The organism is Rhodococcus sp. WB9, assembly GCF_007558985.1.
Lineage (GTDB): Bacteria > Actinomycetota > Actinomycetes > Mycobacteriales > Mycobacteriaceae > Rhodococcus_F > Rhodococcus_F opacus.
This window is the reverse complement of record NZ_CP041769.1, coordinates 915652-942422: the sequence shown is the minus strand read 5'-3', so window position 1 is coordinate 942422 and position 26771 is coordinate 915652. Positions and strand designations below refer to the sequence as shown.

Annotated in this window: 20 protein-coding genes and 2 pseudogenes; 12 read left to right on the top strand and 10 right to left on the bottom strand. The window is 64.7% G+C overall.

Features of this window, described 5'->3' with window-relative positions; translation table 11 throughout:
• Positions 1-34 precede the first annotated feature (34 nt).
• Positions 35-1417 carry a DNA repair protein RadA gene (radA, locus tag FND50_RS04535; protein ID WP_037206067.1) on the top strand — a complete coding sequence of 461 codons (1383 nt, stop codon included), beginning with the start codon at positions 35-37 and terminating at the stop codon, positions 1415-1417.
• 20 nt (positions 1418-1437) lie between these two features.
• Here the strand turns inward: radA and FND50_RS04530 are convergent, their stop codons facing one another.
• Complete coding sequence (locus FND50_RS04530) at positions 1438-2001, bottom strand: PaaI family thioesterase (protein WP_037179973.1); 564 nt, start codon at positions 1999-2001, stop codon at positions 1438-1440.
• A gap of 85 nt (positions 2002-2086) precedes the next feature.
• On the opposite strand from FND50_RS04530, the gene disA reads away from it, so the two are divergent.
• The gene (disA, locus tag FND50_RS04525) at positions 2087-3172 is read left to right on the top strand and encodes a DNA integrity scanning diadenylate cyclase DisA (protein WP_005262207.1); all 1086 of its coding nucleotides are present in this window, start codon (positions 2087-2089) and stop codon (positions 3170-3172) included.
• Between the two features lie 15 nt (positions 3173-3187).
• Here the strand turns inward: disA and FND50_RS04520 are convergent, their stop codons facing one another.
• The gene (locus tag FND50_RS04520) at positions 3188-3907 is read right to left on the bottom strand and encodes a FadR/GntR family transcriptional regulator (RefSeq protein WP_144284887.1); all 720 of its coding nucleotides are present in this window, start codon (positions 3905-3907) and stop codon (positions 3188-3190) included.
• A 222-nt stretch (positions 3908-4129) separates the two neighbouring features.
• On the opposite strand from FND50_RS04520, the gene FND50_RS04515 reads away from it, so the two are divergent.
• Genes FND50_RS04515 through FND50_RS04505 form a run of 3 tightly spaced genes read left to right on the top strand, consistent with a single transcriptional unit; the run spans position 4130 to position 7998 of the window.
• Positions 4130-5578 carry an aspartate ammonia-lyase gene (locus tag FND50_RS04515; protein WP_005262202.1) on the top strand — a complete coding sequence of 483 codons (1449 nt, stop codon included), beginning with the start codon at positions 4130-4132 and terminating at the stop codon, positions 5576-5578.
• Positions 5575-7020, top strand: coding sequence for an amino acid permease (locus FND50_RS04510; RefSeq protein ID WP_005262200.1), 1446 nt, complete (start codon positions 5575-5577; stop codon positions 7018-7020). Before FND50_RS04515 ends, FND50_RS04510 begins: the two co-directional genes overlap by 4 nt.
• A 15-nt stretch (positions 7021-7035) precedes the next feature.
• Positions 7036-7998, top strand: coding sequence for an asparaginase (locus FND50_RS04505; RefSeq protein ID WP_144284886.1), 963 nt, complete (start codon positions 7036-7038; stop codon positions 7996-7998).
• Here the strand turns inward: FND50_RS04505 and FND50_RS04500 are convergent.
• A pseudogene (locus FND50_RS04500) lies at positions 7991-8754 on the bottom strand (hypothetical protein). The gene FND50_RS04505 and the pseudogene FND50_RS04500 overlap by 8 nt on opposite strands.
• Before the next feature lie 59 nt (positions 8755-8813).
• Positions 8814-9440 (bottom strand): carbonic anhydrase, encoded by a 627-nt coding sequence (locus tag FND50_RS04495; protein ID WP_005262194.1) that lies wholly within the window; start codon positions 9438-9440, stop codon positions 8814-8816.
• Positions 9441-9540: 100 nt separating this feature from the next.
• Between FND50_RS04495 and FND50_RS04490 the strand changes: the two genes are divergently transcribed.
• Positions 9541-10419 carry an A/G-specific adenine glycosylase gene (locus tag FND50_RS04490; protein WP_144284884.1) on the top strand — a complete coding sequence of 293 codons (879 nt, stop codon included), beginning with the start codon at positions 9541-9543 and terminating at the stop codon, positions 10417-10419.
• Position 10420: 1 nt separating this feature from the next.
• Here the strand turns inward: FND50_RS04490 and FND50_RS04485 are convergent, their stop codons facing one another.
• Positions 10421-11416: a methyltransferase gene (locus FND50_RS04485; protein WP_144284883.1), complete on the bottom strand. Its 996-nt coding sequence runs from the start codon at positions 11414-11416 to the stop codon at positions 10421-10423.
• Positions 11417-11418: 2 nt separating this feature from the next.
• Positions 11419-12675, bottom strand: coding sequence for a hypothetical protein (locus FND50_RS04480; protein ID WP_144284882.1), 1257 nt, complete (start codon positions 12673-12675; stop codon positions 11419-11421).
• 217 nt (positions 12676-12892) lie between these two features.
• On the opposite strand from FND50_RS04480, the gene FND50_RS04475 reads away from it, so the two are divergent.
• The 6 genes and pseudogenes from FND50_RS04475 to FND50_RS36655 all read left to right on the top strand — a co-directional run.
• Positions 12893-13945: a cupin domain-containing protein gene (locus FND50_RS04475; protein WP_144284881.1), complete on the top strand. Its 1053-nt coding sequence runs from the start codon at positions 12893-12895 to the stop codon at positions 13943-13945.
• A complete protein-coding gene (locus FND50_RS04470; RefSeq protein ID WP_144284880.1) occupies positions 13939-17382 on the top strand; it encodes an ATP-binding cassette domain-containing protein in 3444 nt (1147 codons plus the stop codon). The genes FND50_RS04475 and FND50_RS04470 overlap by 7 nt, the downstream gene beginning before the upstream one ends.
• Positions 17348-18274: a hypothetical protein gene (locus tag FND50_RS04465; protein WP_144284879.1), complete on the top strand. Its 927-nt coding sequence runs from the start codon at positions 17348-17350 to the stop codon at positions 18272-18274. Before FND50_RS04470 ends, FND50_RS04465 begins: the two co-directional genes overlap by 35 nt.
• Before the next feature lie 37 nt (positions 18275-18311).
• Entirely contained in the window at positions 18312-19130 is an 819-nt protein-coding gene (locus FND50_RS04460; protein WP_260850897.1) for an aminotransferase class IV, read from the top strand.
• 125 nt (positions 19131-19255) lie between these two features.
• On the top strand, positions 19256-20515 hold the full coding sequence (locus FND50_RS04455; protein ID WP_144284877.1) for an acetyl-CoA carboxylase biotin carboxylase subunit family protein: 1260 nt from the start codon (positions 19256-19258) through the stop codon (positions 20513-20515).
• Positions 20516-20997: 482 nt separating this feature from the next.
• Positions 20998-22589 (top strand): annotated as a pseudogene (locus tag FND50_RS36655) (zinc ribbon domain-containing protein); the annotation flags it as partial.
• On the opposite strand, the gene FND50_RS04440 reads toward FND50_RS36655, so the two are convergent.
• The 4 genes from FND50_RS04440 to FND50_RS04420 form a co-directional block, all read right to left on the bottom strand.
• A complete protein-coding gene (locus FND50_RS04440; RefSeq protein ID WP_144284876.1) occupies positions 22544-23770 on the bottom strand; it encodes an ATP-grasp domain-containing protein in 1227 nt (408 codons plus the stop codon). The pseudogene FND50_RS36655 and the gene FND50_RS04440 sit on opposite strands and share 46 nt — an antisense overlap.
• A 58-nt stretch (positions 23771-23828) precedes the next feature.
• Positions 23829-24848 (bottom strand): methyltransferase, encoded by a 1020-nt coding sequence (locus tag FND50_RS04435; RefSeq protein ID WP_144284875.1) that lies wholly within the window; start codon positions 24846-24848, stop codon positions 23829-23831.
• A 468-nt stretch (positions 24849-25316) separates the two neighbouring features.
• Positions 25317-25607 carry a hypothetical protein gene (locus FND50_RS35970; protein WP_186301233.1) on the bottom strand — a complete coding sequence of 97 codons (291 nt, stop codon included), beginning with the start codon at positions 25605-25607 and terminating at the stop codon, positions 25317-25319.
• Between the two features lie 404 nt (positions 25608-26011).
• Complete coding sequence (locus tag FND50_RS04420) at positions 26012-26767, bottom strand: alpha/beta fold hydrolase (protein WP_144284874.1); 756 nt, start codon at positions 26765-26767, stop codon at positions 26012-26014.
• Between the last annotated feature and the right edge of the window lie 4 nt (positions 26768-26771).

Below are 26771 nucleotides of genomic sequence, written 5' to 3'. Positions count from 1 at the left end.
GTCCGCTGTCGGACCCGGTACCTAGGCTGGCCCGGTGGCCAAACTCAAAACCAGCTTCCGCTGCTCGTCGTGCCAGTGCACCGTTCCCAAATGGGTCGGCCGGTGCCCCGAGTGCGGTAGCTGGGGATCGATGGACGAGGCCCCGATCGTCGCGTCCGTCGCCAGCCGCCCCGGTGCCTCGCTCGCGAAAGCCGGGGCCGGAGCGGTACTTCCGTCCACCCCGGCCACACCGATCACGCGGATCGACAGCACGTCCACCCGCGCCAAGCCCACCGGCATCGACGAACTCGACCGTGTCCTCGGCGGCGGTGTGGTGCCCGGTTCCGTCGTTCTTCTCGCCGGCGAACCCGGCGTCGGCAAGTCGACCCTGCTCCTCGAGGTGGTCCACCAGTGGGCCCGCCGCGGCCCGGACGACCGGTCCCTCTACGTCACCGGCGAGGAATCCGCCGGACAGGTGCGGCTGCGTGCCGACCGCACTGGCGCCGTCCACGAGCGGGTCTATCTCGCCGCCGAATCCGACCTCGCGACCATCCTCGGCCACGTGGAGCAGGTGCGTCCCACCCTGCTGATCGTCGACTCCGTGCAGACCATGCTGGCCGCGGACGTCGACGGCGTGGTCGGCGGAGTCACCCAGGTGAAGGCCGTCACCAGCGCCCTCACCTCCCTCGCGAAGGCCAGCGGCGTGCCGGTGCTCCTCATCGGCCACGTCACCAAGGACGGTGCGGTCGCCGGACCGCGGTCGCTCGAGCATCTCGTCGACGTGGTGCTGCACTTCGAGGGCGACAAACACTCCACGCTGCGGATGGTGCGCGGCGTCAAGAACCGTTTCGGCGCCGCCGACGAGGTCGGTTGCTTCGAACTGCGGGAAGACGGCATCGCCGGCATCAGCGACCCGTCCGGACTGTTCCTCCATCACCGTGCAGAGGCCGTTCCCGGAACCGCCGTCACCGTCATGATGGACGGCAAACGGCCTCTCCTCGGTGAGGTGCAGGCCCTCGTGGCCGCCACGTCCATGCCCGCACCCCGGCGCGCCGTGAGCGGGCTCGACAGCGCCCGCGTGGCCATGGTCCTGGCCGTGCTCGACCGCCGGTGCGGGGTGCCGATCGCGAAGAACGACGTCTACGCGGCCACCGTCGGCGGAATGCGGATGACCGAGCCCTCCGCCGATCTCGCGTTGGCGCTCGCCGTCGCGTCCGCCGTGAAGGACAAGCCCGTTCCCGACGGACTGGTGATCCTCGGCGAAGTGGGACTGGCCGGCGAGGTTCGCCGGGTACCCGGCGTCGGGCGCAGGCTCGCCGAGGCCTACCGCCTCGGATTCACCCGCGCGATCGTTCCCCTCGACTCCGGGGCGGCCCCGAAGGGCATGAAGGTCACCGAGGTCGGAAACCTGGGGGCAGCCATCGCGTCACTGCGGTGACGCTCGGATCGCGGTGACGCTCAGATCGACGAGGTGCCGAACGGGCGCTCCGGCACACCGTCGACGAAGTCCTTGGTCTTCTCGAAGTGCTCGGCCGTGACGGTGAGGAACAGCCCCCGCGACGTCGCCACGACCACGTCGGGATCGGCCGTCGGCCCCTCGACGATGCGCGCCTCGGCGCTCGCGTACACCTTGCGGCGGATCGACCCGTCGATGCGCGCGTGGAATTCGAGGACGGAACCCAGCGGGATGGGCTTGGCGAAGTCGATCTCCAGATGACCCGTCACCACCGGTCCGTCGACGATCGATCGGCACACCATGCCCAGCGCCTCGTCGAACGCGGTCGAGAGGATGCCGCCGTGGATCACTCCCGGACCGCCCTGGTAGCGAGGTGCCACCTCGAGCCGGCCCCACACGTCGAGCCCCTCCCCAGCCGTGAAGCTCATCGACATCCCGGCAGGAGACTGGTCGCCGCACCCGAAGCACCGTGACCAGTGCTGCGGCACGGGCTGACCTGCGGCGGGGAAGCTGCCGACCGGTGCGGGCAGGGTCAGGTCGTCGGGCAAAGTCCAGGTACTACTCATGGATAGGTAATCTAAACGCGGGTCCGGACGTGTTTCCGCGGCGGGCCCCGACAAGTGACGTCTACCTCGGCGGGAGTATTGCGCGATGAACGATGCCGAGTCGTCGTCTGCGCTGCGCGAAACGATAGCCCGGCTGGCTCCCGGAACGGCACTCCGCGACGGACTGGAGCGCATTCTGCGCGGTCGCACGGGCGCCCTGATCGTCCTCGGTTACGACGAGCAGATGGAAGAGATCTGCGACGGCGGCTTCGAGCTCGACGTGGAGTTCGCGCCGACCCGCCTGCGTGAGCTGTCGAAGATGGACGGCGCCGTGGTTCTGTCCACCGACGGGTCCCGCATCGTGCGCGCCAACGTCCAGCTGGTCCCCGACCACAAGATCCCGACCGTCGAGTCCGGCACGCGTCACCGCGCCGCCGAGCGGACGGCCATGCAGACCGGGTACCCCGTGGTGTCGGTCAGCCAGTCGATGAGCATCGTCAGCGTGTACGTCGGCGGCATCCGGCACGTCATCGACGGGTCCGCCACGATCCTGTCGCGTGCCAATCAGGCGGTGGCCACCCTCGAGCGGTACAAGGCGCGGCTCGACGAGGTGACCCGCCAGCTGTCGGTGGTCGAGATCGAGGATTTCGTCACGCTCCGCGACGCCCTGACCGTGGTGCAGCGACTGGAGATGGTGCGGCGCGTGTCCGTCGAGATCGAGCAGGACGTGCTCGAGCTCGGCACGGACGGACGTCAGCTCGCACTGCAACTCGAGGAACTCGTCGGCGACAACGACGTGGCGAGGGAACTCATCGTGCGCGACTACCTGGCCGGCACCGGCCCGGCGCCCGCGGAGGACGTCGAGAAGTCGCTCTCCGCGCTCGACAGGATCACGGACGCAGACCTCCTCGACCTCACGACGTTGGCCCGCGCATTCGGCTACCCGGGCACCATCGAAGCGCTCGAGGCGCCGATGAGTCCTCGCGGCTACCGCGTCCTCACCCGCGTTCCCCGACTGCAGTTCAACCAGATTCACCGGCTCGTCGGCTCGTTCGGGACGCTGCAGTCACTACTGGCCGCGACGGCCGCCGACCTGCAGTCGGTGGAGGGGATCGGTGGGCTGTGGGCCCGGCACATCCGTGAGGGCCTGTCCCGGCTCGCCGAGACGTCGATCTCCGGCCCGTACGACTAGGGCTTGTTCTCGTCCTTACCGTCGGCGGTTCGGGCCGGCTTCTCCGACCACGGATTCCAGGGCGACCCGGACGGCGTCCAGGTGTTCGGCCATGGCGCGGGCGGCCTTGTCGTAACTCTTGGAGGCGATGCCCTCCACGATCCGGTCGTGCTCGTCGTTCGACTTCTGTTGCCGCCCCGCAACGAGATTCAGCGTCTCGGACTGCCGGGTGAGGGCCTCGCGAATATCGACGATCACGGATTCGAACACGCGGTTGCGGCTCGTCCTGGCGATGAACGCGTGGAACTGCGCATCCAGAGACACCCACACCAGGGGATCGTCCTCGTCCCGCATCTGGTCCACGAGGCCGCGCAGGGCGGCCAGGTCTTCGGCGGTGTGCCGCTGCGCCGCCCATCCGGCGGCGGGAATCTCCACGTGCGGACGCGCCTCCACGAGCTCGTTGGCCGCGTAGTTCCCGAAGTCGAGGTCGCGAGCGATCGAATCGCTGACGACGAACGTTCCGAGGCCCGACTTCGTCTCCGTGAGTCCGAGCGCATGGCAGGACCGCAGGGCCTCCCGGATCACCGACCGGCTGACCCCGTGCCGCGCGGCGAGGGACGCTTCGGAGGGAAGTCGTTCGCCGACCGTCAGCTCACCCGACGTGATCGCGGCACGAAGGTCCGCGAGGACCGCCTCCGCGGCGCTGACCCGGGCCGTGACCGGGCGCCTGGCTGCCCAGCTGTCTGACAGGTTCATGTGGATATTCTGCTCACGCACCGGCGACAACGTCAATACGAGGCACTTGCCGGGGGTTGACGCCTGCGAGTGAGCGCGGTAACAATTGCACCTGTCTGACAGCCTGGCAGGTGGATAGCCGGGTGGCTCGACCGAGAAATCTACCCTCTTCGAGCAGCAGACTCCATCCGCCGCATCCGTGCAGAGCAACGGCTCGCGCGAATCCCCGTGAGGAATGATCAAGTGCTCGAAACGCGAACAGAACACGATCTGCTCGGCGACCGCCAAGTGCCCGCGGATTCCTACTGGGGAATCCACACGCTGCGGGCCGTGGAGAACTTCCCCATCACCGGCCGGCCGATCTCCACCAACCCGTATCTGATTCGCGGGCTCGCCTACGTCAAATGGGCCGCGGCAACCGCCAACGAGAAACTCGGGATCCTCGATCATCGCCGGGCCGACGCTATCGGGCAGGCGTGCCGGGAGATCGTCGACGGCCGCTGGCACGAGCAGTTCGTCGTCGACGTCATCCAGGGCGGCGCCGGGACGTCGACCAACATGAACGCCAACGAGGTGATCGCCAACCGGGCACTCGAGATCCTCGGACACGGGCGCGGGGAGTACGCGGAGCTCCACCCCAACGAGCACGTGAACCTCAGCCAGTCGACCAACGACGTCTACCCCAGCGCGGTCAACATCGCGACGATCTTCGCGATCGACGACCTGCTGGACGCGATGCGCGTCCTGCAGGAGGCCTTCGCGACGAAGGCGGTCGAGTTCGCCGACACCGTGAAGATGGGGCGCACCCAACTCCAGGACGCGGTACCGATGACGCTCGGCCAGGAATTCGCCACGTACTCGGTGATGATCGACGAGGACCGCACCCGCCTCGACGAGGCCGCTCTCCTCGTCCACGAGATCAATCTCGGCGCCACCGCGATCGGCACGGGCCTGAACGCACCCGCCGGCTACGCCGAGGCAGCGTGCGACACGCTGCGGGAACTCACTGGATTCCCCCTCGTCCTGGCCACGGACCTGGTCGAGGCAACACAGGACGTCGGTCAGTTCGTCCACCTCTCGGGCGTGCTCAAGCGGATCGCGGTCAAGTTGTCGAAGGTGTGCAACGACCTCCGCCTGCTGTCGTCGGGACCGCGCGCGGGCCTGAACGAGATCAATCTCCCACCGGTACAAGCTGGTTCGTCGATCATGCCCGGCAAGGTCAATCCGGTGATCCCGGAAGTCCTCAACCAGGTGGCCTACGAGGTCATCGGCAACGACGTCACCATCACGATGGCCGCCGAATCCGGCCAGCTCCAGCTCAATGCGTTCGAACCGATCATCGTGCACTCCCTGTCCGAGGGGATGCGCCACCTCGGCGCCGCCTGCCGGATCCTGGCCGACCGCTGCGTACTCGGCATCACGGCCAACACCGATCTGCTGCGTGCCCGGGTCGAGGACTCCATCGGACTCGTCACCGCGCTCAACCCGTACATCGGTTACACCGCCTCGACCCGGATCGCGCAGGAAGCGCTGGTCTCCGGCCGCCGGGTCGCCGACCTCGTGATCGAGGCCGGTCTGCTCGACCGTGACGAACTCGACCGCCTCCTCAGCCCCGAGCATCTCGCCAACTTGAGAGCGTCCGGTTCGCCACGGCAGACACCCGTCGCCGCTGCCGCGGAGGTGGTCTCGTGACGATCGAGAAGGACGACACCTCCGGCGTCGACATCTTCGTCGAGGAAGACCTCGGCTACCGGAAAGCGCTCGGCCCCCGACAGATCCAGATGATCGCGATCGGTGGAGCGATCGGCACCGGCCTGTTCATGGGCGCGGGCGGACGCCTCCACCAGGCAGGCCCCGCACTCGTCCTCGTCTACGCTCTCTGCGGGTTCTTCGCCTTCCTGATCCTGCGGGCCTTGGGCGAACTCGTGATGCACCGACCCACCTCCGGGTCGTTCGTGTCGTACTCGCGGGAATTCTTCGGCGAGAAGATGGCCTTCGCCGCGGGCTGGCTGTACTGGATGAACTGGGCGATGACCGCCGTCGTCGACGTCACCGCAGTCGCGCTGTACATGAACTTCTTCAAGAAGTACTGGGCACCGCTCGGGAACGTCGACCAATGGGTCTTCGCCCTCGCCGCGGTCGTACTGGTCCTCGGCCTGAATCTCGTCTCCGTCAAGGTGTTCGGTGAACTGGAGTTCTGGTTCGCCCTCATCAAGGTCGTCGCCCTCGCCGCGTTCCTCGGCTTCGGCATCTACTTCGTGCTGTTCGGAACGCCGATCGAAGGACATTCGTCGGGCTTCAGCATGATCACCGACAACGGCGGACTCTTCCCCAACGGAATCCTGCCCGCCGTCGTGGTGATCCAGGGCGTCGTCTTCGCCTACGCCTCGATCGAACTCGTGGGAACCACTGCGGGCGAGACGAAGAACCCGCAGAAGGTCATCCCCAAGGCGATCAACACTGTCATCATCCGGATCCTCGTCTTCTACGTCGGATCCGTCCTGCTGCTGTCGCTGCTGCTCCCCTACACCGAGTACCACGCCGGCGAGAGCCCGTTCGTCACGTTCTTCGGCTCCATCAATGTGCAGGGCGCCGACGCGATCATGAACCTCGTGGTGCTCACGGCCGCGCTGTCTTCACTCAACGCGGGCCTGTACTCCACCGGCCGAATACTGCACTCGATGGCCATGGCCGGATCGGCGCCCTCGTTCGCCGCCCGGATGAACAAGGCAGGAGTGCCCTACGGCGGCATCGCCCTCACCGGATTCGTCATCCTGCTCGGCGTCGGACTCAACGCCGTCGTTCCCGCGCAAGCGTTCGAGATCGTCCTGAACCTCGCTGCGCTCGGGATCATCAGCGCCTGGGCCGTGATCGTGCTGTGCCAGCTGAAACTGTGGAAATTCGCCAAGGAAGGGAAACTCGCCCGGCCCGGTTTCCGGATGTTCGGCGCCCCCTACACCGGGCTCCTGACCCTGGCCTTCCTCGCGTGCGTCGTCATACTGATGGCGTTCGATCACCCCGTGGGAACCTGGACCGTCGGGTCCATCGCGATCATCGCCCCGCTGTTGGTGATCGGCTGGTTCGCCGCGCGGAACCGCATCCGCACCCTGGCCTCGGACCGCCCGACCGTTTAGCGAGAAAGGACAACAGTGCCGAAAGTCGCCGTCGTCACCACCGGAGGCACCATCGCCAGCAGGCGGGACGGGCAGGGTGTCAGCAGACCGGTGGTCGCAGGCCCGGATCTGCTGGGCAGTGCGTGGACCGGGACGGAACTCCGTGTCGTCGACGTGATGTCGAAGGACAGTTCGAGCATGACGTTCGCCGACATGGACCGCGTCCGCGACGCCGTCACCGCGGAACTGCGCGATCCCGATCTCGACGCGGTGGTCGTGCTCCACGGAACCGACACCATGGAGGAGACCGCGTACCTGGTCGACCTCCACCACGCCGACCCGCGGCCGGTGGTGTTCACGGGTGCGCAGCGCACGTTCGACCACCCGGAATCCGATGCCCAGGCCAATCTGGCCGACGCGGTCGCCGCGGGATCGGACCCCGCTCTGCGCGGAGCGGGTGTCCTCATCGCGTTCGGAAGCGCCCTGCACCGGGCGGCAGGAACGCGGAAGGTCGACACGACGTCCCTCGACGCGTTCCGATCCGTCCACCCCGCCGGTGTCACCCCGCGGCGAAGTCTCGATCCGCTGCCGTGGCATCCGATCTCCGGAACCCGCGTCGACATCGTCGCCGCCTATCCGGGGGCCGACCGCGTCCAGATCGACGCGTGCCGGGCCGCCGGGGCTCAGGGGCTGGTGCTCGACGGGCTCGGATCCGGGAACGCGAACCCGGCGATCGTCGAGGCGGTCCGGGACTGCGCGAACGCCGGGATCCCGGTCGTGGTCACCACCCGGGTGCCACAGGGCCCGACGTCCGCCACGTACGGCGGTGGGGGCGGCGGGCACGACCTCGTTTCGGCGGGTGCACTGTTCTCCACCGACCTCAGAGCAGGTCAGGCCCGCATCCTTCTCGCGGCGCTGCTCGCCGACCCCGAGCACACCGACCTCGACAAGGAATTCGATCGGCGCTCGCGCCTCGACCCCGCACCGAGGATCAGCTGAGGTTGAACGGCTCCGGCGCGCTGCGGAGCTGACCGAGCTGGCCGACCACGGTGTACGCACCGGGCCCCACCGGATCACGCTGGGGTTCCGGTTGCGTCAGGCAGTCGGGGGCGGACGTCTTGGCCGACCACTTCACGGTGAACTGAGCCTGCTCGCCGGGTGCGAGGGTGCGCACGTCGGCCGCGGACTGCGGGAAGCAGTCGATGTTGGACCACAGCCGCACGGCACCGTCGATCGTGTAGACGAGCACCTGCTGGAGGCTGCTGCCCAGATCGCGTTCGCACGGTGTGGTGCCGATGTTGGTGACGACCGTCGTGAAGCTCGGCTCCTCACCCGCCAGGTACGTCGGCTTGTCGGCAGCCACCTTGATGGCCAGCGACTGGTCCGGGCACTGTCCCGCGGCGACCGGCTGGCCGCTGGGAGCCGTGCTGCTCGAGGCGCCGCTGCTCGACGCCCCGGATGAACCGGACGTGCCCGAGGAGGCCTGGCCGCCGGCGGCAGCGGCGCCACCGCCGCCACCACCGGAACCGCCCGAACCGCCGCTGGACGTGGACGAACCCGAGGCTGTCGGGGAAATCGACACAGGAGTGGTCAACGAGGAACTCGCTGCCGCCGGATCCGTCTCGGAGTCACCGCCACCACGAAGCGAGTTGATCAACCACACGACGAGCAGCAACACGACGATGGCGCCGCCGATCGCCAGCGCCCTGCGGCGCCAGTAAATCTCGGGGGCAACGGTCCATTCGGTTCCAGCACGACGTCAACGGTAGTTCGGCGTCGCGCGGCAACGGCTCAGCGGGTGCGGCGTGTCGCGGTCAGTCCGTGAGCTCACCGATGTCCCCGACGGCGCCCTGCAGGTGAGTCCGGCCGTCGGACAGCTTGTAGGTGACACCCGCGATGGCGCACGCCCCGCTCTCCACCTTCTCCGCGATGATGCGCGACCGCTGCATGAGCAGCGCCCCGGTCTCCACCACGTGGCGGCCTTCGAGTTCGTCGACGGTGGTGAGGCCCTCACGGCGTCCCATGAGGATCGACGGCGCGACACGTTCCACGATGCTGCGGATGAATCCGGGCGGCACGTTGCCGTCGTCGAGAGCGTCGAGCGTCGCCTTGACGGCACCGCAGCTGTCGTGACCGAGCACGACGATGAGCGGCACGTTCAACACGCCGACGGCGTACTCGATGGACCCGAGCACGGCGTCGTCGATCACGTGACCGGCGGTGCGGACGACGAACATGTCGCCCAGACCCTGGTCGAAGATGATCTCGGCGGCGACGCGGGAGTCTCCGCATCCGAACAGGACGGCCGTGGGGTGCTGGCCGCCGACGAGCTTCGCGCGATCGGCGATGCCCTGGCTGGGATGGAGCGAGGTACCGCTCACGAATCTGTCGTTACCCTGACGCAGGGCCTTCCACGCGGACACGGGGTTGGAATTAGGCATGGGACCATTGTGCACCGGGCGTGTCGCACCGTCGCGACGGGAATGTGACAACCGCGGAAAATCTGTTTCCCCCGTGAACGAAGGGACTTGTGAGGACGAAGTGGCCGTTGACTCCTCCGCGCTGATCAACTGGTACGACGTACAGGCCCGGGATCTGCCGTGGCGCCGCGACGGCGTCACCGCCTGGCACATCCTGATGAGCGAGATCATGCTGCAGCAGACGCCCGTCGTCCGAGTGGCCCCGATCTGGGAGGAATGGGTGCGGCGCTGGCCCGTCCCGTCCCGCATGGCCGCGTCGAGTCAAGCCGACGTACTGCGCGCGTGGGGCAAGCTCGGGTACCCGCGCCGCGCGCTGCGACTCCACGAGTGCGCCGCAGTACTGGCCGCCGAGCACGGCGACGTGGTTCCGAGCGACGTCGACACCCTCCTCGGCCTGCCCGGCATCGGTGCCTACACCGCGCGGGCCGTCGCCTGCTTCGCCTACGGACAGCGCGTCCCCGTCGTCGACACGAACGTCCGGCGGGTGGTCGCCAGGGCCGTGCACGGACGCGCCGAGCCGGGAAATCCCTCGACCACGCGTGACCTCGCCGACGTGTCCGCGCTGCTCCCCCGCACCCGGGCGCGGGCCGCCACGTTCTCCGCGGCCATCATGGAACTGGGGGCCACCGTGTGCACCGCCCGCTCGCCCGAATGCGCTGACTGCCCACTCCCCAGCTGCGCCTGGGTGGATGCCGGACGTCCCCCGCACACCGGTGAGCGCCGGAAGGTCCAGAAATTCGCCGGCACCGACCGTCAGGTGCGCGGCAAGCTCATGGCCGTACTCCGCGAGAGCTCCGCCCCGGTCGAACGCGTCCGGCTCGACCAGGTGTGGCCGGGCGATCCGGGCCAACGCGACCGCGCCCTCCACTCCCTGCTGATCGACGGCCTCGTCGAGCAGACCGACGACGGCCTCTTCGCACTCGCAGGCGAGGGCAGCTAGCTCACACCGGAACCGCTTCGATGACGGATGACCGGGGACCTTGCGTGATCGAATCCAGCGTGAATCCGTGGTCGGTCAACAGCCGGCGCCATTCGGTGATCGTGCGCTCACGACCTCCCAGGAGAACCAGCATGTGGAGATCCAGCAGAGCCATGGGGTGGGTTGTCGCCGATTCCGGCAGGACCTGCTCGACAATCATCAATCGTCCACCTGGCGGAATCGCTTGCCGGCAACTGCTGAGGATCTTGCCGGCGGACGCGTCATCCCAGTCGTGGAGAATCTGAGACAGCACGTACACGTCACCATTGCCTGGGACGTCGTCGAAGAAGCTTCCGCCCACAACTGTCGTTCGTTCACCGATGCCCGCCGAATCAAACGTCGACGGCGCTTCCGCGACCACATGAGGCAGATCGAACAAAATTCCGCGCAGATGCGCGTGCCGATCGAGCAACCGGGTGATCAGCGCGCCGGTCCCGCCACCGACGTCGACGACCGTTCCCACGTCAGACCAGTCGTGGTCGAGCAAAGGCAGCAAACGCAACTCGACCAGCCCTGCTTGGCCCCGTGCGAACTCATCGGCTGCCGACGGATTCTCGGACAACCATTCGAAGTACGGCTTTCCGAACGCCGCTGAAAACGATTCCTTCCCCGTCCGGATCGAATGCGCTGCATGCCCCCACACGAGGTAGGCCTCGTTCGACATCAAGCCGACCAAGTGACGAAGCGAGCCCGGAGCGGAGGCCCGCAGCAGCTCACCGGCCTCCGTCAACGCAAATCGCCCTGCACCGACTTCCGCAAACAAGCCTTCCGCGACGAGGACCCGCAGGAATCGACCGAGTGCGTCGGCGTCGGCGCCCACGCTCGCCGCGAGATCGCCGAGCAAGCACGCACCGTCCGCCAATCGTTCGGGCACACCCAGTTCGCACACGGATGAAATAGATTGGGAAACGATGTATCCCATGATTTGTTTTCTCACTCGGTGGTTGACATCGCTCATGTTCACGCCACCTCGGACAGCCGCGGGAAGAGTGACATCATCGCAGCATTTTTCAAATACGACGCGCCTGCCGTACCGCCGGTGCCAGGTACCGTTCCGATGACTTTCAGGGTGATGCCCCAGTGGCCGCGCTTCATCGCAACCCACGCACGGTCCAGGCGCCGCATCGCCTCCTCGAGAACGTGTGCATCCGGATGCGTTTTCCTCATCGAGAGATACACGTCCTGCAACGTGGTGTCCCCGACATCGATCTTCCCAATATGCTCGAAGTCACGGGGATCGAGTGGAGCGCAGGCGAACTCGACTTCACGAAACGCGCGCGACTGCACCGCGCTCCGCCCATGGGTGAAGCCGCGAATAATCGAGAAGGCGTCAACCGGCATCGTCGTGAGAACCCGGAAGAGCGCAGGCACCGCTTCGAGGCGGATCGACGCCCGGTCGAGGCGACCCTTTGCCGCTGCGGCCAGACCGTGGCGCAGGTCACGGATCGCCATCGAAATCGCTGTTGCGACTTGCCGATACAGACCTTCGAAGATCTGGATGCAGCGGATGAACATCTGCTCGTCGTGCAGGCGCGTCGTCGGCAACAACGTCAGCCGAACTGCACTTCCGATCTCTTCGGGGACGCCGTTCAGCGCCGGCGCGGCGTTTGAAGCAAACGAACTGTAGTCGGCGCCCGGCTGAGCCAGCGCCGCAAGACCGGCCGCAGCGACGGAAGGATCGAGCGAGAAATCGGGTGCGAGCCTGTCGAGTTGGGTCACGACCCGTGTCACTGCACGCGTCCGGACCACCTGGGGGGCGTGTGCCGACCTCCCGAGTGCTCGCGCCTCCAGCAACGCGAGGTCCATGGCCGCGGCAGCAACGAATGCGTCCACGCGCTGCGCGTCATCGGACCGGACGACCTGGTCGAAATAGTCGAGCCCGACATATGACAGATAGTCGCCATCCTGAGCATCGAACGTCATCGGTAGCCAGGCACCGAGAACATGATGCTCACGGTTGTTGTTATGGAAGTTTTGCAGCATGGCGACCAGGTGGGGCCGGACCCCGTTACGCCCGACCGTCTGATAATGGGCCGCGACGGCCGCATGGGGAAACTCCGCGTGTCCCACCTCCCATTGTCGGAGCGCATTCTCGATATTGCGTCCAGACAATTCATCGGTCGTCGCTTCAGCAGCCTGAAGGCACGTGCCTCCGACGCCGATCACGCCGGAACGAACAAATTTCTGCTCGGCTTCGAGCAGCGTTTCGGAAATCAATGCGAAACTCGCCTCTCATCCGTACTGCGGTGTTCAGCTATCTTCGACGACGCGCGGCGAATGCGGATAGACACCCTAGGGAGACTTCTCGACACCCTTTCCGCTGGGGGGGTGACGTTTTCAACCCTGGGGTGCCTGTTCCGCCCGCAGGCACGTGCCCAGGATTGGGAGCGATACAGAACTCGAGGCAGGTCGATCCCACAGAAGGAAGAAATCTATGCACATAATCGCCAGAAGCGCACTCGAGACGATCAACGAAGCCGTTGTCGGCGGGAGCGTCCACAACCTGGGTGTCGTCAAGATATTCAGCCAACACCCTCAGTTGGCGCAATTCATTCCTGCTTCCAGCAATTTGGCGATCAGCTGGGTCAGGTTGGAGTGCGGTGAGGTGCTGGCGGTGCACAAGCACCCGGAGCCCAGTCTGATCCTGATCTGCGAGGGTTCCGGACGAACGATGGGCGGTGCTGAGCAGGAGGTCGGTGCCGGAGACATGATCCTCGTCCCCGGCGACTCCTGGCACGGCTTCGAAGGAACCCGGGACGGTTTCTGGGCGCTCTCGATCCAGTTCAACGGCAAGGCACTCTACGAGGACGCCGAGAAGCCCAACGCGGTGTTTGCAGGCGAGGTACCGAATCGGGCGGCTGTGCTCCTGGCGGACAACGAGAAGTACCTGCAGCAATTTGGTACCAGCAGCCTGTTGCGGCTGATCGATGCCCCCTCGTTCGACGACCCCCACGTTCGGGAACGGCTTCTCGACTGCCAGCAGACCTGGTCGGACGTGTTTCAGGACCTGCTGCACCTGCGTGTCGCGATGACTACCGATACGGCGCACAAGCAGGTGGCGCTCGACCATCTGGTCGAGGAACTGGGCCATAACGACAACCTGCGCAACCAACGGGGATCAGCGCACGCGCCGGTCACCGATGAGACGTTCGTATCGACAATGGAGTGGTTCAGGCATCAAATGCTGTACCGGAGCGACATGGTGCGCACTCTGCTGATGCATGTGGTGCTTGAAGGTAGTGGCGAAATCTGGCACCGGGAAGCGGCGCGAGCGTTTCCGGCAATTCCGCACTTCCAAGAACACGGAGAAGACGACGGCCAGCACGTGAGTATGGGGATCGATCTGCTCGATCGCGCAACGCCGGCCGAGATTCGAGAACTCCGCGAAGCACTCGCCGAGGGATGGAAGATGATCACGCAATTGTGCGACAGAATCGCGTCGCTCGCCCTGGCCGACACGGCGGTCCCCACGTACTCCACATGCTGAGCGTCCTCAGGAAAGTCGTCTGGTTCGAGGTTCCCAAACCCCGAACTCGACTCGACCCTGTGCCCAACGCCTCGCACCTTGCCAGATGGCAGCGGTGGTGTGACGCGGCGCAGCGGGACAGCGTGAACGCGCTCCGAGGCGAGCGACTGAGCAGATCCGTCTTCGGCGGACTTCGTCGTGACATCATGCTCGGGCTCGTGGCCATCGCGGTCAATGCAGGATGCGCCTTTGGTGCTGCGATCACGCTGAAATCGCTGATCCAGCACCTCGTCACCGGCGATCCAGCACTCATGACGAACCTCACGCTTGGTATCACCTGCATCGTGCTGACCTACTTGGCGTGGCTTGCATTGAATCACACCTTCATGCAAGCCGACGTGGTAGGCATCGGAGCCCGGACATACATCGAACAAAGGCTGCTGCACAAGAAACGCAGCATTGCCCCTTCCGACCAACCGGCCGACCTGGTCACGCTCCTGGACCGGGAGGCAGCACGCGTCGAAAATGCTTGGTCAGGACTCATTTTCATCATTCTGGCACTCGCAACTATCACCTTTACCTCCGCGTACTTCTTCGTGGCGTTGGGACTGAGCGCTCTGGCGGCACTGTCGGTGATTCTCGTCAGTTCCGCGGTGATCTACTGGAACGCAAAACAATTGAATGCCGCGCACGCTGCACTGTCGGTGACGGCGGCAGATCGCATCGAAGTCGGCCTGTTTTCGCTGAACAATCGCCTGCTCGCGTGGCTCAAGAACTGGAATGACGAACTATTTCGGCGCTATGCCGACAAGCGAGATGGCGAGGAGCGCGCGCTCCTGAAAGCGGCGCATCTCATCGCGCGGATCAACCTCATATCGACACTCACTCCGATCGTTGCCATGCTTGCCGCGGTGTTTACCCAGCTGGCCCACGTTGGTTACGTCGATCCAGCAGGCCTGTTGTCCGCAATGGCGCTGGTCGGAGGCTTGAAATCCGTCGCCAACAATATCCCCTTCATTGTTCAGAGTCTGTCCCAGGGCATTGTCGGGCACTCCAACGTTGCGAAGTATCTATCCAGTCCGCACTCGCTGGACACCGATGCGACCGCAACGCGCCTACCGGCGACAACGGCGAAGCACATCGCCGTCGTCGGCGCCGCAGGCAGTGGCAAGACATCCGTTCTGAAAATCGGTGCACGCCACAGCAGCCAGGTGAACAGCAAAACGTTCTTCGTACCGGATGAACCGTGGATATTCCCTGGCGGGCTCTACGAGAATTTGTGTCTCTATCGAAGCGAATTTACCGACGACGAGGCCCGTCGAGCCTTGACACTGTCCCGACTTCCCGGAACCTTCTACGGCGATTACCTCTCGAGCAAGTCACGAGACCGGACCGAGGGCTGGAACGTGTCCCGCGGTCAGGGGAAGCGGCTGGAACTGGCACGGGCAATATTGGCCGAACCGAAGTTCGTTTACCTGGATCAGCCCACAGCAGGGCTGGACGACGACCTGGCGAATGGGCTGTTGGCCTCCCTTCTGCGCGGGCCGTGGCACGACACCACGGTCATTTATGCAACGGACAAGTCCGATGAGAAAGATGCTGCAGACGAGATATGGGTAGTGGCCGGAGGCGAAGTCGTGGAGGTGATGCGAAACCTCACACCGCGTGCGGCGAATCCTGCTCGAGAACGCAAAAGGCATCTCGCTCGCGAGGCTCGGTCGTTCGCTCGCTGTCCCCAGGGCGTGGACCGAGCGGAATTCTCGACTTCGTCACGCCGCAGTCTGATGAGCCTGGGCGTCGCGAAAGTCGCGGTTGTCGCATGCGTCCTGTTTGCGTGCCGCGACGTTCTGACGATTGTCGGTGACTACACAGCTGCCAGCGGCATTTCGACCACGAATGCGCGGACAGCAGCGACAACCCTCATCACCGCACTGTCCGCCGGGGCCCTCCTGTCGATTTTCACCTCCCTGTTCATAGTCAAACGCAGCATCGTGGCGGCATCCCGAAAATGTCGGAACTACTTCTCGACCGTCATGAGTCCAAAGCCCTCCAGGCCGGCCTTCGACGAGGTCGATCAGGACTATCAGAGCAAACTGACTTGGGATCAACGACGTATCGACGAACTTCTGCCAGAAGTACTTCTGAATACGCTGGGTGCGGTTACATTGCTGCTCACGACCGCCGCATTCGTATTGAGCAAGAACATATTCGTCCTGCTGCCCCTTGTCGGGATGTGCTTCGCCTACTGGCACAGTTCGAAGCGATCGGGAAGGCGACTGCAGGACTTCAACGATAGAGAGATCGGTACGACGTCGACCGTGTTGGAGCGGGTCGAGGCCATTACCTGGAGCTCAGCGAGATTCGACTTGGCACGCGACAACTCGGCCCTCGTCAATTGGCTGAACAAGAGTTTGATGAATCGCGCCTTCGCTTCGATGGACAATGCGGGCGCGCGCCGCTGGTTCAATTACAAGCTCGATTTGATGGGTGTGCTCTTCCTGTCGGTCGTCGTCGGTTCAACCGTGTTTGTCCAGGCCGGCGGCGGACCCGGCCTCAGCGGTGTTCTCGCGCTCAGTCTCTCGTACAGCCTCATCGCTGTTTTCGCCCGAGTGGGCCGTTGTCTGGTGGACCTCAGACAGGTTCTCGACAGCGCGGATCGTCTCCTCACGCCTCCGACCGGCCCGGCGCCGTGCTGGACCGGCTCAGCAGTTGAAGACGCAGCGCCCGTAGCATTTTCGGAGGTAACGTACGTCGCGCCGCACACCGGGGCGGTGCTGCTGGAAGAGCTTTCCGAGTCCTTTGCCAGCCGAGACGTCGTGGTCATCATGGGCCCGAGCGGGGTCGGTAAGTCGACATTTGCGAAGCTGGTGGTGGGCAGTCTACAGCCGACAACAGGCGTCCTCTCGACATTGGGCCGAACGACGGGATACGTCTCGAATTCCCACACCGAAGACATCCTCCTCCTGACGTCGAGTCCGATCTTCAAGCCAGGCAGATTGATCGAACACTTCAACAACCCGTTACCGCTCGAATTGGCTCGCGTCGTCGACTATCTCGACGTGGCAGACGTCGTCGGGCGACTACCGTCCGGATTCGACGAGCCCGTCCCTGCCACGGGTCAGTTGAATCTGAGCAAGACGGAACTGCAGCGGCTGGCGCTCCTCGACCTGTTGATCAATCGCCCGGCGGTCGCAATTCTCGACGAAGCGACTTCCGAGTTGAGTACAACAGCAGAGCTCTCGATATTGCAAGCCGTGATATCTGCCTTGCCGGACACGCTCTTCTTCATCATCACGCACAATCCCGGGCTGACCGAACTTGCCAACCGAGTCTTCCACTTCAACGGCGAGCGACGCCTCCTCGAGAATTCTGGCCAGTCGCACACGACAGCCGATCGGAACTGGAATGGAAAGGAGGAAGACCATGGAATGGCTGCCCCAACGCGATGCGTTCTGTAACAGTCACAACGTTCCACGGCCACAACTTCCGCTGAGGAACATCGCGCACTGGAACGCGGTACTCCAGGGCAGCGTGAGCAGCAATGACGCCCTGCATCACGAGCGAGCGTTCGTCGCACCCGGATACTTCTACATGCCCGTGTGCGACGAGCCCGACGATCGGACATTGGCGGAGTTGTCGAGCCTGGCGTCAACCGCCGACTGGTTGTTGGTCCCTTCCCTTCGCAGATCCGATCGCCGTCGGCGCGCCGACGTCATTGCAGTTCCATTCATGAAGGCGGCGTTCTTCCGGTCCTCGCGAAGTGTGGACCTCGCCTTGCGAACCGCGGTAGGACCCAGCCAGTACAAATCAATCGTCAGGCTCACGAGGAAGGCCGAAGCGGCATGCACAACCGAGATACACCGTCTCTCGGACGTGGCAGAAGACAATCGGGTCCTGCGCGATTTCGCCTGCCTTCAGGCCTTGAATGTGGCCAAGTACGGACACGCCAAGAACCTCTATACGAGCGATGTGCTGCGTATGTTGGCACGCTCGTCCGAAGGTGAGAAATATTTCGTGAAGCTGGACTACGAAAAGTATTCGAATACTCCGTTGGCCGGATCACTGAGCTACGCCGACGATCACCGTGGCGTGTTTACGAAACTCGTTCGGGGACTGGACCACGACCGAATTCCGCGTGGGTTGAATCTGTATATCGCCGACTACTACCAAATGTATCATTTCGCGGATCGGCTGGGTTTCGCGGACGTCTGCCTCGGCCGAGGCGCCATCGACGCGAAGGTCCGGGTGGGCGCAATTCACATTGTCAACCTGGACAACTGGCTGATTCCGGTCAACACACAGCGTACACAGGCGATGCAGGACTACGCGAGATCGCGACATGGAGACTGAGATGATCAGCGAAATAGCCTGGGCAGATGGAAGATGCGTGCGATTCGACGAGGTGATCCTGTCACCTGCCACCCATGGGTTGTCGTATGCCACGTCGGTGTTCGACGGTATCCGCACGTACGGCGGCAGCATCTTCAAATGCGACGACCACATAGCGAGGTTGCGGAGGTCCGCCGAGTTGTTCGGGCACACCGTGCACTATTCGAATGCGGACTTGGCCGACGCTTGCCACGAATTGGTGAGGGCCAACGATCTGGCCGATGCGTACATCAAGTGCTTGGTCTTCTATGACGACACCGATGTGAGTTTCAAGGCGCAGGGCTCTTCCACCAAGGTGGTCCTGTTTGCCCTGCCCTTTCCTTCGAATTCGGCCGCGGAGCAATATCGGCTCTCGACGGCAACGTGGCGGCGTGCACCCGCCTCCTGCCACCCGTATCAGGCGAAAACGTCGTCTACCTACGCGTTGAGCTACTTGAGCCACCGCGGGCGGGCCGACGACTACGATGATGTGCTCTTCCTCTCGACAGCCGACGCTGTGTGCGAGTCGAGCGGCTCGAACGTGTTCTTCGTCAAGGGAAACGCATTGTTCACGCCGACTGCCGAATTGGCCCTCGACGGGATTACCCGAAGGGTGATAATCGATGAGCTGTGTCCGCGACTGAAGCTCTCGGTAACGGAACGCGACATCGCCTACGGCGAGATCGGATCGTTCGACGCCGCATTTCTGTGCGGGACTGCGATCGAAATCATGGAGGTTTCCGGCATCGACGAGATCCGGTATGGGAAGTCCGCAGTGGTCGATGCGATTGCAACCGAGTATCGGCACTTGACCAACGGCCGGTCCGCGATCAGATGACGACCAAGCAAGGTGGGTCATCCTTCCCCCCAGGGTTCCTAGCTTCACGGCCGTCGGCCCGGGATAGTACTGGAAGGTGAAAGTCCATTTCGCCGAACGATATTCCATCCAGCGGGGTCTTCTAAATGAAACTGCTCATCCTCCATCGCGTTCCGTATTCCTTCATCGAATACCATCGTGTAATCGATCATGGAATTCACGATGTCGTCTACGTGGGCTCGAGCGCGCAACTTGCGACCGTGCCGCCCGACCTCCCTTGCACGAGGGTTGAACGCCCGGGTCGAGCAGGTCTGGCCGAGGAAGTTCGCACCCTGTTCTCCCCCGACGATGCCTTCGACCGAGTCATCAGCGTCTCCCAGTACGAGATGATGGAGGCAGCGCAGATAAGACGGAGCCTCGGAACAGAAGGAGTATCACCGGAGCAGGTCCACATCGTGAACGACAAGGTAGCGATGAAAGCCGCAGTCGCAGGATGCGGACTTCGCGTGCCCAGATTTGTTCGCTGCGATGAGGCGCTCACCGCTTCCTCCGCCGATGTCACTCCGTGGGCTGGGAAGACCGTGCTCAAACCACTCGATGGAACCGCCAGCAAGGATGTTTTCGTTTTCGCCACCTACGCTGACGCCGGCACTGCGATTCTCAACCACCCTACGGGTCTGGAGGACTGGGATCCGGAACGCTTCCAGCTCGAAGAATATGTGGAGGGGCCGATCTTCCACTTTGATGGCGTGATGCTTGCCGGTGCGCCGGTGGCGATCGTCGCCAGCAGATATCTGGGCACTTGCCTCGAGTTTGCCCAGGGAGTTCCGCAGGGATCGATTCAAGTCGACGACGACGGTGGGCGTTGCAAGGTAGCGGTCGAGTACCTTCGGGCCGTGGGTATCGACAATGGCCCATTTCATCTCGAAATGATCGAGGCCGCAGATGGAATGGTTTTCCTGGAGGTCGGCGCCCGACCTGGCGGCGGACATATCAAGGAGACATTCCGGCTTGCCACAGGCATCGACTTGGTCGCGGCCGGTTTGGCCTGCAACCTCGATTGGTCACCTCTCGAAATCAATCCACTGAAACGGTGGTTCGAAAGTACGGCGAGCAGTACGGTCTACGGGGATTTCATGTTCCCGGGTCACCTGCTTCCGTCGCGGTACTGCGCGATATCGGGTGGAGAACGGTTTCAGGCCCACCCAGACGTTGTTCGATGGAAGGAGCTGGATGCGGGCGCTTCTCTTCCGGAGACCGTGAGCTATTTCGATTTCGAATTGCCCGTCAGCGGTATCGTCGCCGGCCGGTCGAGCTCTGAAGTGACCTCACTCATTCGCGAAATCCTGACGACCGTGCAAGTCGTACCGATTGAGCAGCCCACGCAATGCCCCACACGTGGCTGACCGGACAGAACGTGAATCTGCCCGGTCAGTGCGGGAGCGGGCTGTCAGCTGTTGTCAATTTATCTAAAGCTATCTATCAGATTCTCGTATTTGTCTCTTCACCGCGAATTGGTGACGCTGCGAAATACGTGGGTCGTCGGTCATTGGGGTGCGCAAGGTCGCCGCCGGAAGGCCGGTTGCCTTCTCTGCGTATCGGTTCGGATTACCAACTCTTCGACCGCGACCGGCGCCTCTCCGATGCGGGCCTATACCGGAAGGTGCGGCAGCGACGGCGGAGATGGTGGAAGCTGCATTGCGGGGTGTCGGGCTCGGCAGGGCACGAGGGTCGTCGGCCGATCAGGAATAGCTGCTGCGGGAGAACCGATCTAGATGAGATGCATTGTGTCTGCGGATGATCGTGATCCGAGCCGCGAGAAGCAGGGTCCGGTGCGCGCCCGGATACTCGACGGCATACCCGTGGCAGGCTCACGGTGGTGCAGATGCAGCAGGATCGCAGGCTGCCCGCGCAGGGGCATGTCGCCGCCGCCCGCCTCGGCTGGAACCCGCACTACCCGGACGGAATCTACGTCCGTCGCGGGTGAGCAGGGTGGTGACGGCGCAGGTGATGGCGTCCCTGCGGACCCTCGCCTACCGGGACACCGCGATCACGGCGCTGTCTGAGCGGTTCGACTCGGCCACCGGCCGAATAGCCCCGCCCACCGCCGCCGCGGACTGGGTGCCGGCGGGTTTCGCCCGGGGTGTACGGCGTCAGCTCGTCGCCCGTGCCCGCTGCACCGACGGGGCGCAGTCGGCGCGGTTGCGGATCACCGACGTCCAGGGACCACCGCAGGTCGCCGCCACGGCCCGACTCTCTGCCGCGGATCGGCAGCTCACGCAGATCACCGCGGCCGGGCGTGAGTTGGTGTTGACGGTGAAGCTGCCGACCTGCTCGGCCCCGGCAGGGCGGGCGCAGTGGCGGCGGGTCCGGCTGACCGCGGCCATCCCCGCACACCTGCACGGCCGGGCGATCACCGACTGGCATCTGCCGATCCTCGTCCTCGACCGCCGGGGGTCTGTTGTTGCGGTGCGCCGCGACCGAACTCGTCCCCGCCGCCGATCTGATGGCCAGCACGGTCGCGGTCGGGGTCGACTGGTCCCCGTCCACACTCGGCGCCGCCGCCATCACCGCTGACGGCCCGGCCGGGTTGTCGTCGGATTACCGGGGCTGGCCGTACGACGACCGCGGCCTCGGAATCAAACTGGCACGCCTACAGACCGAAGGCCAGATGCTGCACCGCAAGGCGGCCCGGTTGACGCGGCTGGCCGTCGCCGCCGAACCCGAGGTCCGCGCCCAACTCGAGGGGAAGATCGCCGTCCTCAACGAGCATCGGACTGCGGTGGGCGTCAAACGGGGCAAGATCAACCGGGAACTGGGATTCCACTTCGCCCGCCAGGTCACCGACTACGCCGCCACCGCGGGTGCGCAGGTGATCGCGGTCGAGGACCTCACCACCCTCGAGACCCGCGGACACGGACGAGTCAACAACAACCGGGCCGCGCAGTCCGCCCGCCGTAAAGCGACCGCCGCCCTCACGCACACCGCCGCGGGTGTGGGTGTCGCGGTGGTCACGGTGCCCGCCCCCGGATCCTCGGCACAGTGTCCGGGGTGCGACGAACCGCTCACCCGCCCCGGCGGCTGTCACACCGCATGGTGTCCCCGCTGCCTGGTCGGCGGCAACCGCGACCAGATTGCCGGGGTGAACCTGGCCAAACGCGCGCTGCTCGGTAAGAACAAGGTGACCCGGCGGCGGGGGCAGCTGCCCGCGGTTCGGGTCGCCGAGCACGCGCCGGTCCGAAAGTCCCGGGACAAGACCAGTCCGACACCGCGTCGGCCGCGGCATCGCCGGGTCCGCCGCAGCCTCCGCACCGTGACACCGCGGGCGGGGGGTGACTCCGAAACAGCATGTTCCTGCACCCGAAGCGTCGGTGTGGGACGGTCCAACCCACACCACCACACGGTGATGCGGGTAGCCATGACACACGTATATCTCAACCATCAGCCACACCAGTGGCAGATAGTACGAGATCTACGTAGACGCTCGTCTCCACCCGAATCCGAGCCTGCGCCTCAGCCAACCGGCGCTCGGCGTCCACGAGATCAGTGCCGACCGCGACTATGACACCTTGACGATCCGCAGAGGACCGGAGCGGACCGAGGTGTTGCCCGGGTTCGAGAGAACACTGCAACCGGATGACCCCCTCGGCCTGACGCGCGGCTTCGATGCCCTGCACGCGTTCGATCACCACATTCTCGTAACCAAAGAATGCGACGCAGCCTGCACCGCGCCCGGGTGCTCGCGATTGCGGTGGCAGCCCGGCAAGATGACAGATCGACTCCCGGACCAGATCGCGACCCATCGCACGGTGCACCAGCTCCCAAATGAAATCGCCTCCAGGACGGGTATTGCCCTCGATGATCCGTGGCCCGGCCGAACCGATACGCACTTCGGTATGGGCCGGCCCAAAGGAATGACCGATCGAACTGAGGAAATCGGTGACGAGATCGCGGAGCTCGGCAAGGGCCGATGCCGCGAGCACGGCCGGCATCAGATGACCGGTTTCGATATACCGTGGCGGGCCGGTGGTGGTTTTTGCGGTCACCGCGATGATCTCGTGCCGGCCATCCGTGGTGAAGGATTCGACGCTGTATTCGGGGCCGTCGATGAACTCTTCGACGAGAGTCGGCCCGGGGTACTCGCCGCGAGAGCAGGCGAATGCGGATTCGACCTGGTCAAGGCTGGAGACGCGAAGAACACCGGAGCTGCCGGCGCCTTCAGCCGGCTTGACGATGATCGGGCCGCCCACTGACTGAAGAAAGCTCCGTACCTCGGAGGCCGAATCGCAGCTTCGGGTCAGCACAGCTCCGAGATCACGGCCGGCCAGGTGCTCGCGCATGGCGATCTTGTCGCGGGTCAACCGGACGGCTTCCCGCGCATTGCCCTTGATGCCCAATGCCTCTTTGATCACGGCGGCCGGCATGAGGCCGTGCTCGGTGAATGACACGACGGCATCGACGGGTTCAACCTCGTGCAGCTCCTGCGCCATGCTGAGCGCCTCTGCCTGGTTGCGGTAGTCGAATACGCACAGCCGGTGGGCGCGCCTGGCCTGCCGCGCGGTGACCGATTCGGAATTCTGAAACACAGACAGCTCGACCGGTAGATCTTCGATCATTCGGAAAGTCTCGTCATGTCCGCCGACGATCAAAATGTGAGCCATGCCGACCCAGCTCCTCGAGGTCCGCTGATTCCCGGAGGTCGCGCTCGTCCGGCCGGTCTCACTTCCGGCCCTCGATTGCGCTGAAGCCGCAGGGCAGGAGCGTACTGCCGGTGAGTTCGAGGCCTGCGCGCTCGTATAGGCGCGCGTAGTCCTGAATCGTTCGCTCCCGGCCGCCCGTCATGACCAGCATGGCGACGTCCACCACATTTCCCCAGACGTATCCGCCGTCCTCGCTGATCACCCGCTCCAGGACCAGGATCCTGCCGCCGGGCGCGAGTGCGTTCGCGCAATTGATGAGGACGCGTACCGAGTCGTCGTCGTTCATCGTGTGAAGAACGCTCTTGAGCAGGTGGACGTCGCCCCCGCCAGGCACCTCTGTGAAACCGTCGCCGGGCACAATGCCACACCGCTCATCGACGCCATATTCCCGCAAGGTGTCACCGGCCCTGGCCAGCGAGAACTCCAGGTCGTAAATCGTGCCCCGCAGATGATCGTATTTGCGCAACAGCTGGGCGGTCACGATGCCGTAGCCACCGCCGACATCGACGACGTGCCGATTGTCCGTGAAATCGATCGCTTCCGCGGTCTCGAGACCGGTGCGGATCGAGATCTCGTGCCAGCCCAGATGGAAGCGCTGGGCGGAGTCGGGGTGCTCGGCCAGGTAGTCGAAGAGCGATTTGCCGAAGAACTGGCCGAATCCTGTCTGTCCCGTACGTGCGCATTGGAGCAGCTCGCTCCAGGCCAGGTACGTTTCTGCGCCGGCAAAGAGCTCCACCTCGCTTGCGATCGATTCCGGATTATCCCTGCGCAAGAATTCGGCTCGCGGCGTGAGTGCGCATCTGTCCTGCTCGTCCACGGAGAAGATCCCCGCGCTCATGAGTAGGCGGAGGATCCGCTTCAGCGCATCGGGATCAGTGCCGCTTCGTTGGGCGAGGTCGGCAAGCGCCATTGGGCCCCCCGCCAGCAGATCGGCGAGCTCCAGCTCGACGGCTACGAACAAGCAGCTGGATATGTTGTAGCCATGAACCATTTCTTTGACACAGAGACGGTCGGGCTTGTCACGGAAGTCGAAATACATGTGCGCCTTCGAATAGGTCGTGGAGTACAGCAATACGTGGAACTCCCGGACTCCCGGGCGTTCAACCAGCGTGAGGTTTCACCGCGTCGCGCGATAGATACCCAGGGGCTGGCAACCATCCACCCCCGCCCCCACCACGTAGGTTCAGGTGGTAATCGCAGGGTCCGATTCCGACCCCAGATTTCGCACCAGCCAACGCCCGTCGACGAGATGCATGAGGACCGGGCACACGTACCGGGGATCGTTCGGCTGCCACAGATCGCCCTCCAGCGCCGAGGCGTCGAATACGTAGAGCGCCTCGACCCCGGGGCGACCATCCTGGTGGCTGAACCGATTCCCCACGTCGCCGGATCTGGCAGCATCGCCCCGAACGACCGCACGTGCACGCGCTCGAAATGCACCCACAGCGGATGATCCGGCGGCCCGGCAAGGGCCGCCTCAACCGCCTCACCATCCCATCGTCAACAGTCATCCGATAGTGGTTGCACGCACCCACTTCTGCGCCAGTACCGCCCGGAAGTCGGGATCCACGTTCGGCCATACCGACAGCAGATCCCCGTCCACACACACCGGCATCAGGAATGCCCACGCCGCATTCACCAGATCTGTATGCCCGAGAAACCGCACCAGTTCGGCCGGATCCACCGCACGAAGCTGCCGGTACGTCTGCCGCACCTCGGGCGGCAACGAGTCGATCTGCTCGTCGGTCAGCTGCGGAAGCCGGACGCACGCGTCGAGAACTACCCGACAGGCAGCCACGGTTGCCCTGCCCCTCGATCAGCGGGTCGAGACGAAGCCGTCAGCGGCGTCGCCGGGGTCTGGGGTTTCCTCGTGCGCCATCTCCTCGAACACCTGACCGCGTCGCGCGCTCGTGTTGTCGAAAGGCCAGCACGTCCGCCAACTCCACCCGCCGGTGCCTGCCCCCGATCCAGAGCCGTGACCGCGTCGACGAGCAGCCTCCGGACACTGTCCGGCAACGGCGCCGAACCTCCGGAGTCGAGATCGTCACATCATCCTGACCAGCGATAACATACTTCAACGCGGTGAGAAGGCCCGATCGTCGGCGCCCGGCAGCAACACCGTGTGGTTCATCAGAGCGGCCATACCTCGACCATAAAGCGAAAAAAAGAACACAATCTCCTGCGCAGCGGACGAGGTGGCTCTCAGCCCAGCCCGTCGAGGAACTCCTCGACCACTTTCCGGTACTGCTCCGGCTGGTCGTCGTGGACGAGGTGCCCGGCCCGCTGGATGCGGACGTACTCGGCGCCGGGATGCCGCTCCGCCATGGTCCGCATCTGACCGTCGGGGGTGATCGTGAACTCCCCCTCGATCAGCAGGGCCGGAACCGTGATCGACGCCCACTGGTCCCAGAAGTGCCTGCCGCCCCACTCCTCGGAGATGTCGCGGAACGTGTCGACGTCCCCGTGCAGGTACCAGCCGTCGGCGCGCTTCTCGAAAGAATCCAGGAAGTACTGTCCGGCAACCGGACCGAAGAACTCGAACAGGTCTTCCCGGGTCGCGAACGGCTGCGGCCAGTTCGAGATCATCGCCGCCCAGTCCGCGGCGGTGCGGCCCCGGAAGTCGGGGGCCATGTCTTCGAGCACGAGCGCCGATACCTTCTCTGGGTGTTCGGCCGCAAGGAACCACGCGTGCAGGGCGCCCATCGAGTGCCCGATCACCACCCACGGCTCGGTGAAGGGCGCGAGTACGGCGGCCAGGTCTTCCACGAACGCTTCCGTCGTCAACCGCGACGGTGCGGGCCTGCCGTGACCTGCGGCGTCGAACGTGAAGACGTGGCCGTGCTCGCGCAACCACGGCACGTGCCGGCCCCACGTCCGGGCGCTGCCCATCAGCCCGTGCAACAGCAGAATCGGCTGTCCCGTCCCGCCCTCGTCGTGCAACGCACTCTCACCCGCCACCCCT

What these genes read in the sequence shown, in the direction of transcription:
- FND50_RS04440 (WP_144284876.1), bottom strand. Translation starts at nt 23,770, where the DNA reads ATGGCTCACATTTTGATCGTCGGCGGACATGACGAGACTTTCCGAATG.
- FND50_RS04455 (WP_144284877.1), top strand. Translation starts at nt 19,256, where the DNA reads ATGAAACTGCTCATCCTCCATCGCGTTCCGTATTCCTTCATCGAATAC.
- FND50_RS04530 (WP_037179973.1), bottom strand. Translation starts at nt 2,001, where the DNA reads ATGAGTAGTACCTGGACTTTGCCCGACGACCTGACCCTGCCCGCACCG.
- disA (WP_005262207.1), top strand. Translation starts at nt 2,087, where the DNA reads ATGAACGATGCCGAGTCGTCGTCTGCGCTGCGCGAAACGATAGCCCGG.
- FND50_RS04485 (WP_144284883.1), bottom strand. Translation starts at nt 11,416, where the DNA reads ATGAGCGATGTCAACCACCGAGTGAGAAAACAAATCATGGGATACATC.
- FND50_RS04435 (WP_144284875.1), bottom strand. Translation starts at nt 24,848, where the DNA reads ATGTATTTCGACTTCCGTGACAAGCCCGACCGTCTCTGTGTCAAAGAA.
- FND50_RS04465 (WP_144284879.1), top strand. Translation starts at nt 17,348, where the DNA reads ATGGAATGGCTGCCCCAACGCGATGCGTTCTGTAACAGTCACAACGTT.
- FND50_RS04470 (WP_144284880.1), top strand. Translation starts at nt 13,939, where the DNA reads ATGCTGAGCGTCCTCAGGAAAGTCGTCTGGTTCGAGGTTCCCAAACCC.
- FND50_RS04520 (WP_144284887.1), bottom strand. Translation starts at nt 3,907, where the DNA reads ATGAACCTGTCAGACAGCTGGGCAGCCAGGCGCCCGGTCACGGCCCGG.
- FND50_RS04495 (WP_005262194.1), bottom strand. Translation starts at nt 9,440, where the DNA reads ATGCCTAATTCCAACCCCGTGTCCGCGTGGAAGGCCCTGCGTCAGGGT.
- FND50_RS04475 (WP_144284881.1), top strand. Translation starts at nt 12,893, where the DNA reads ATGCACATAATCGCCAGAAGCGCACTCGAGACGATCAACGAAGCCGTT.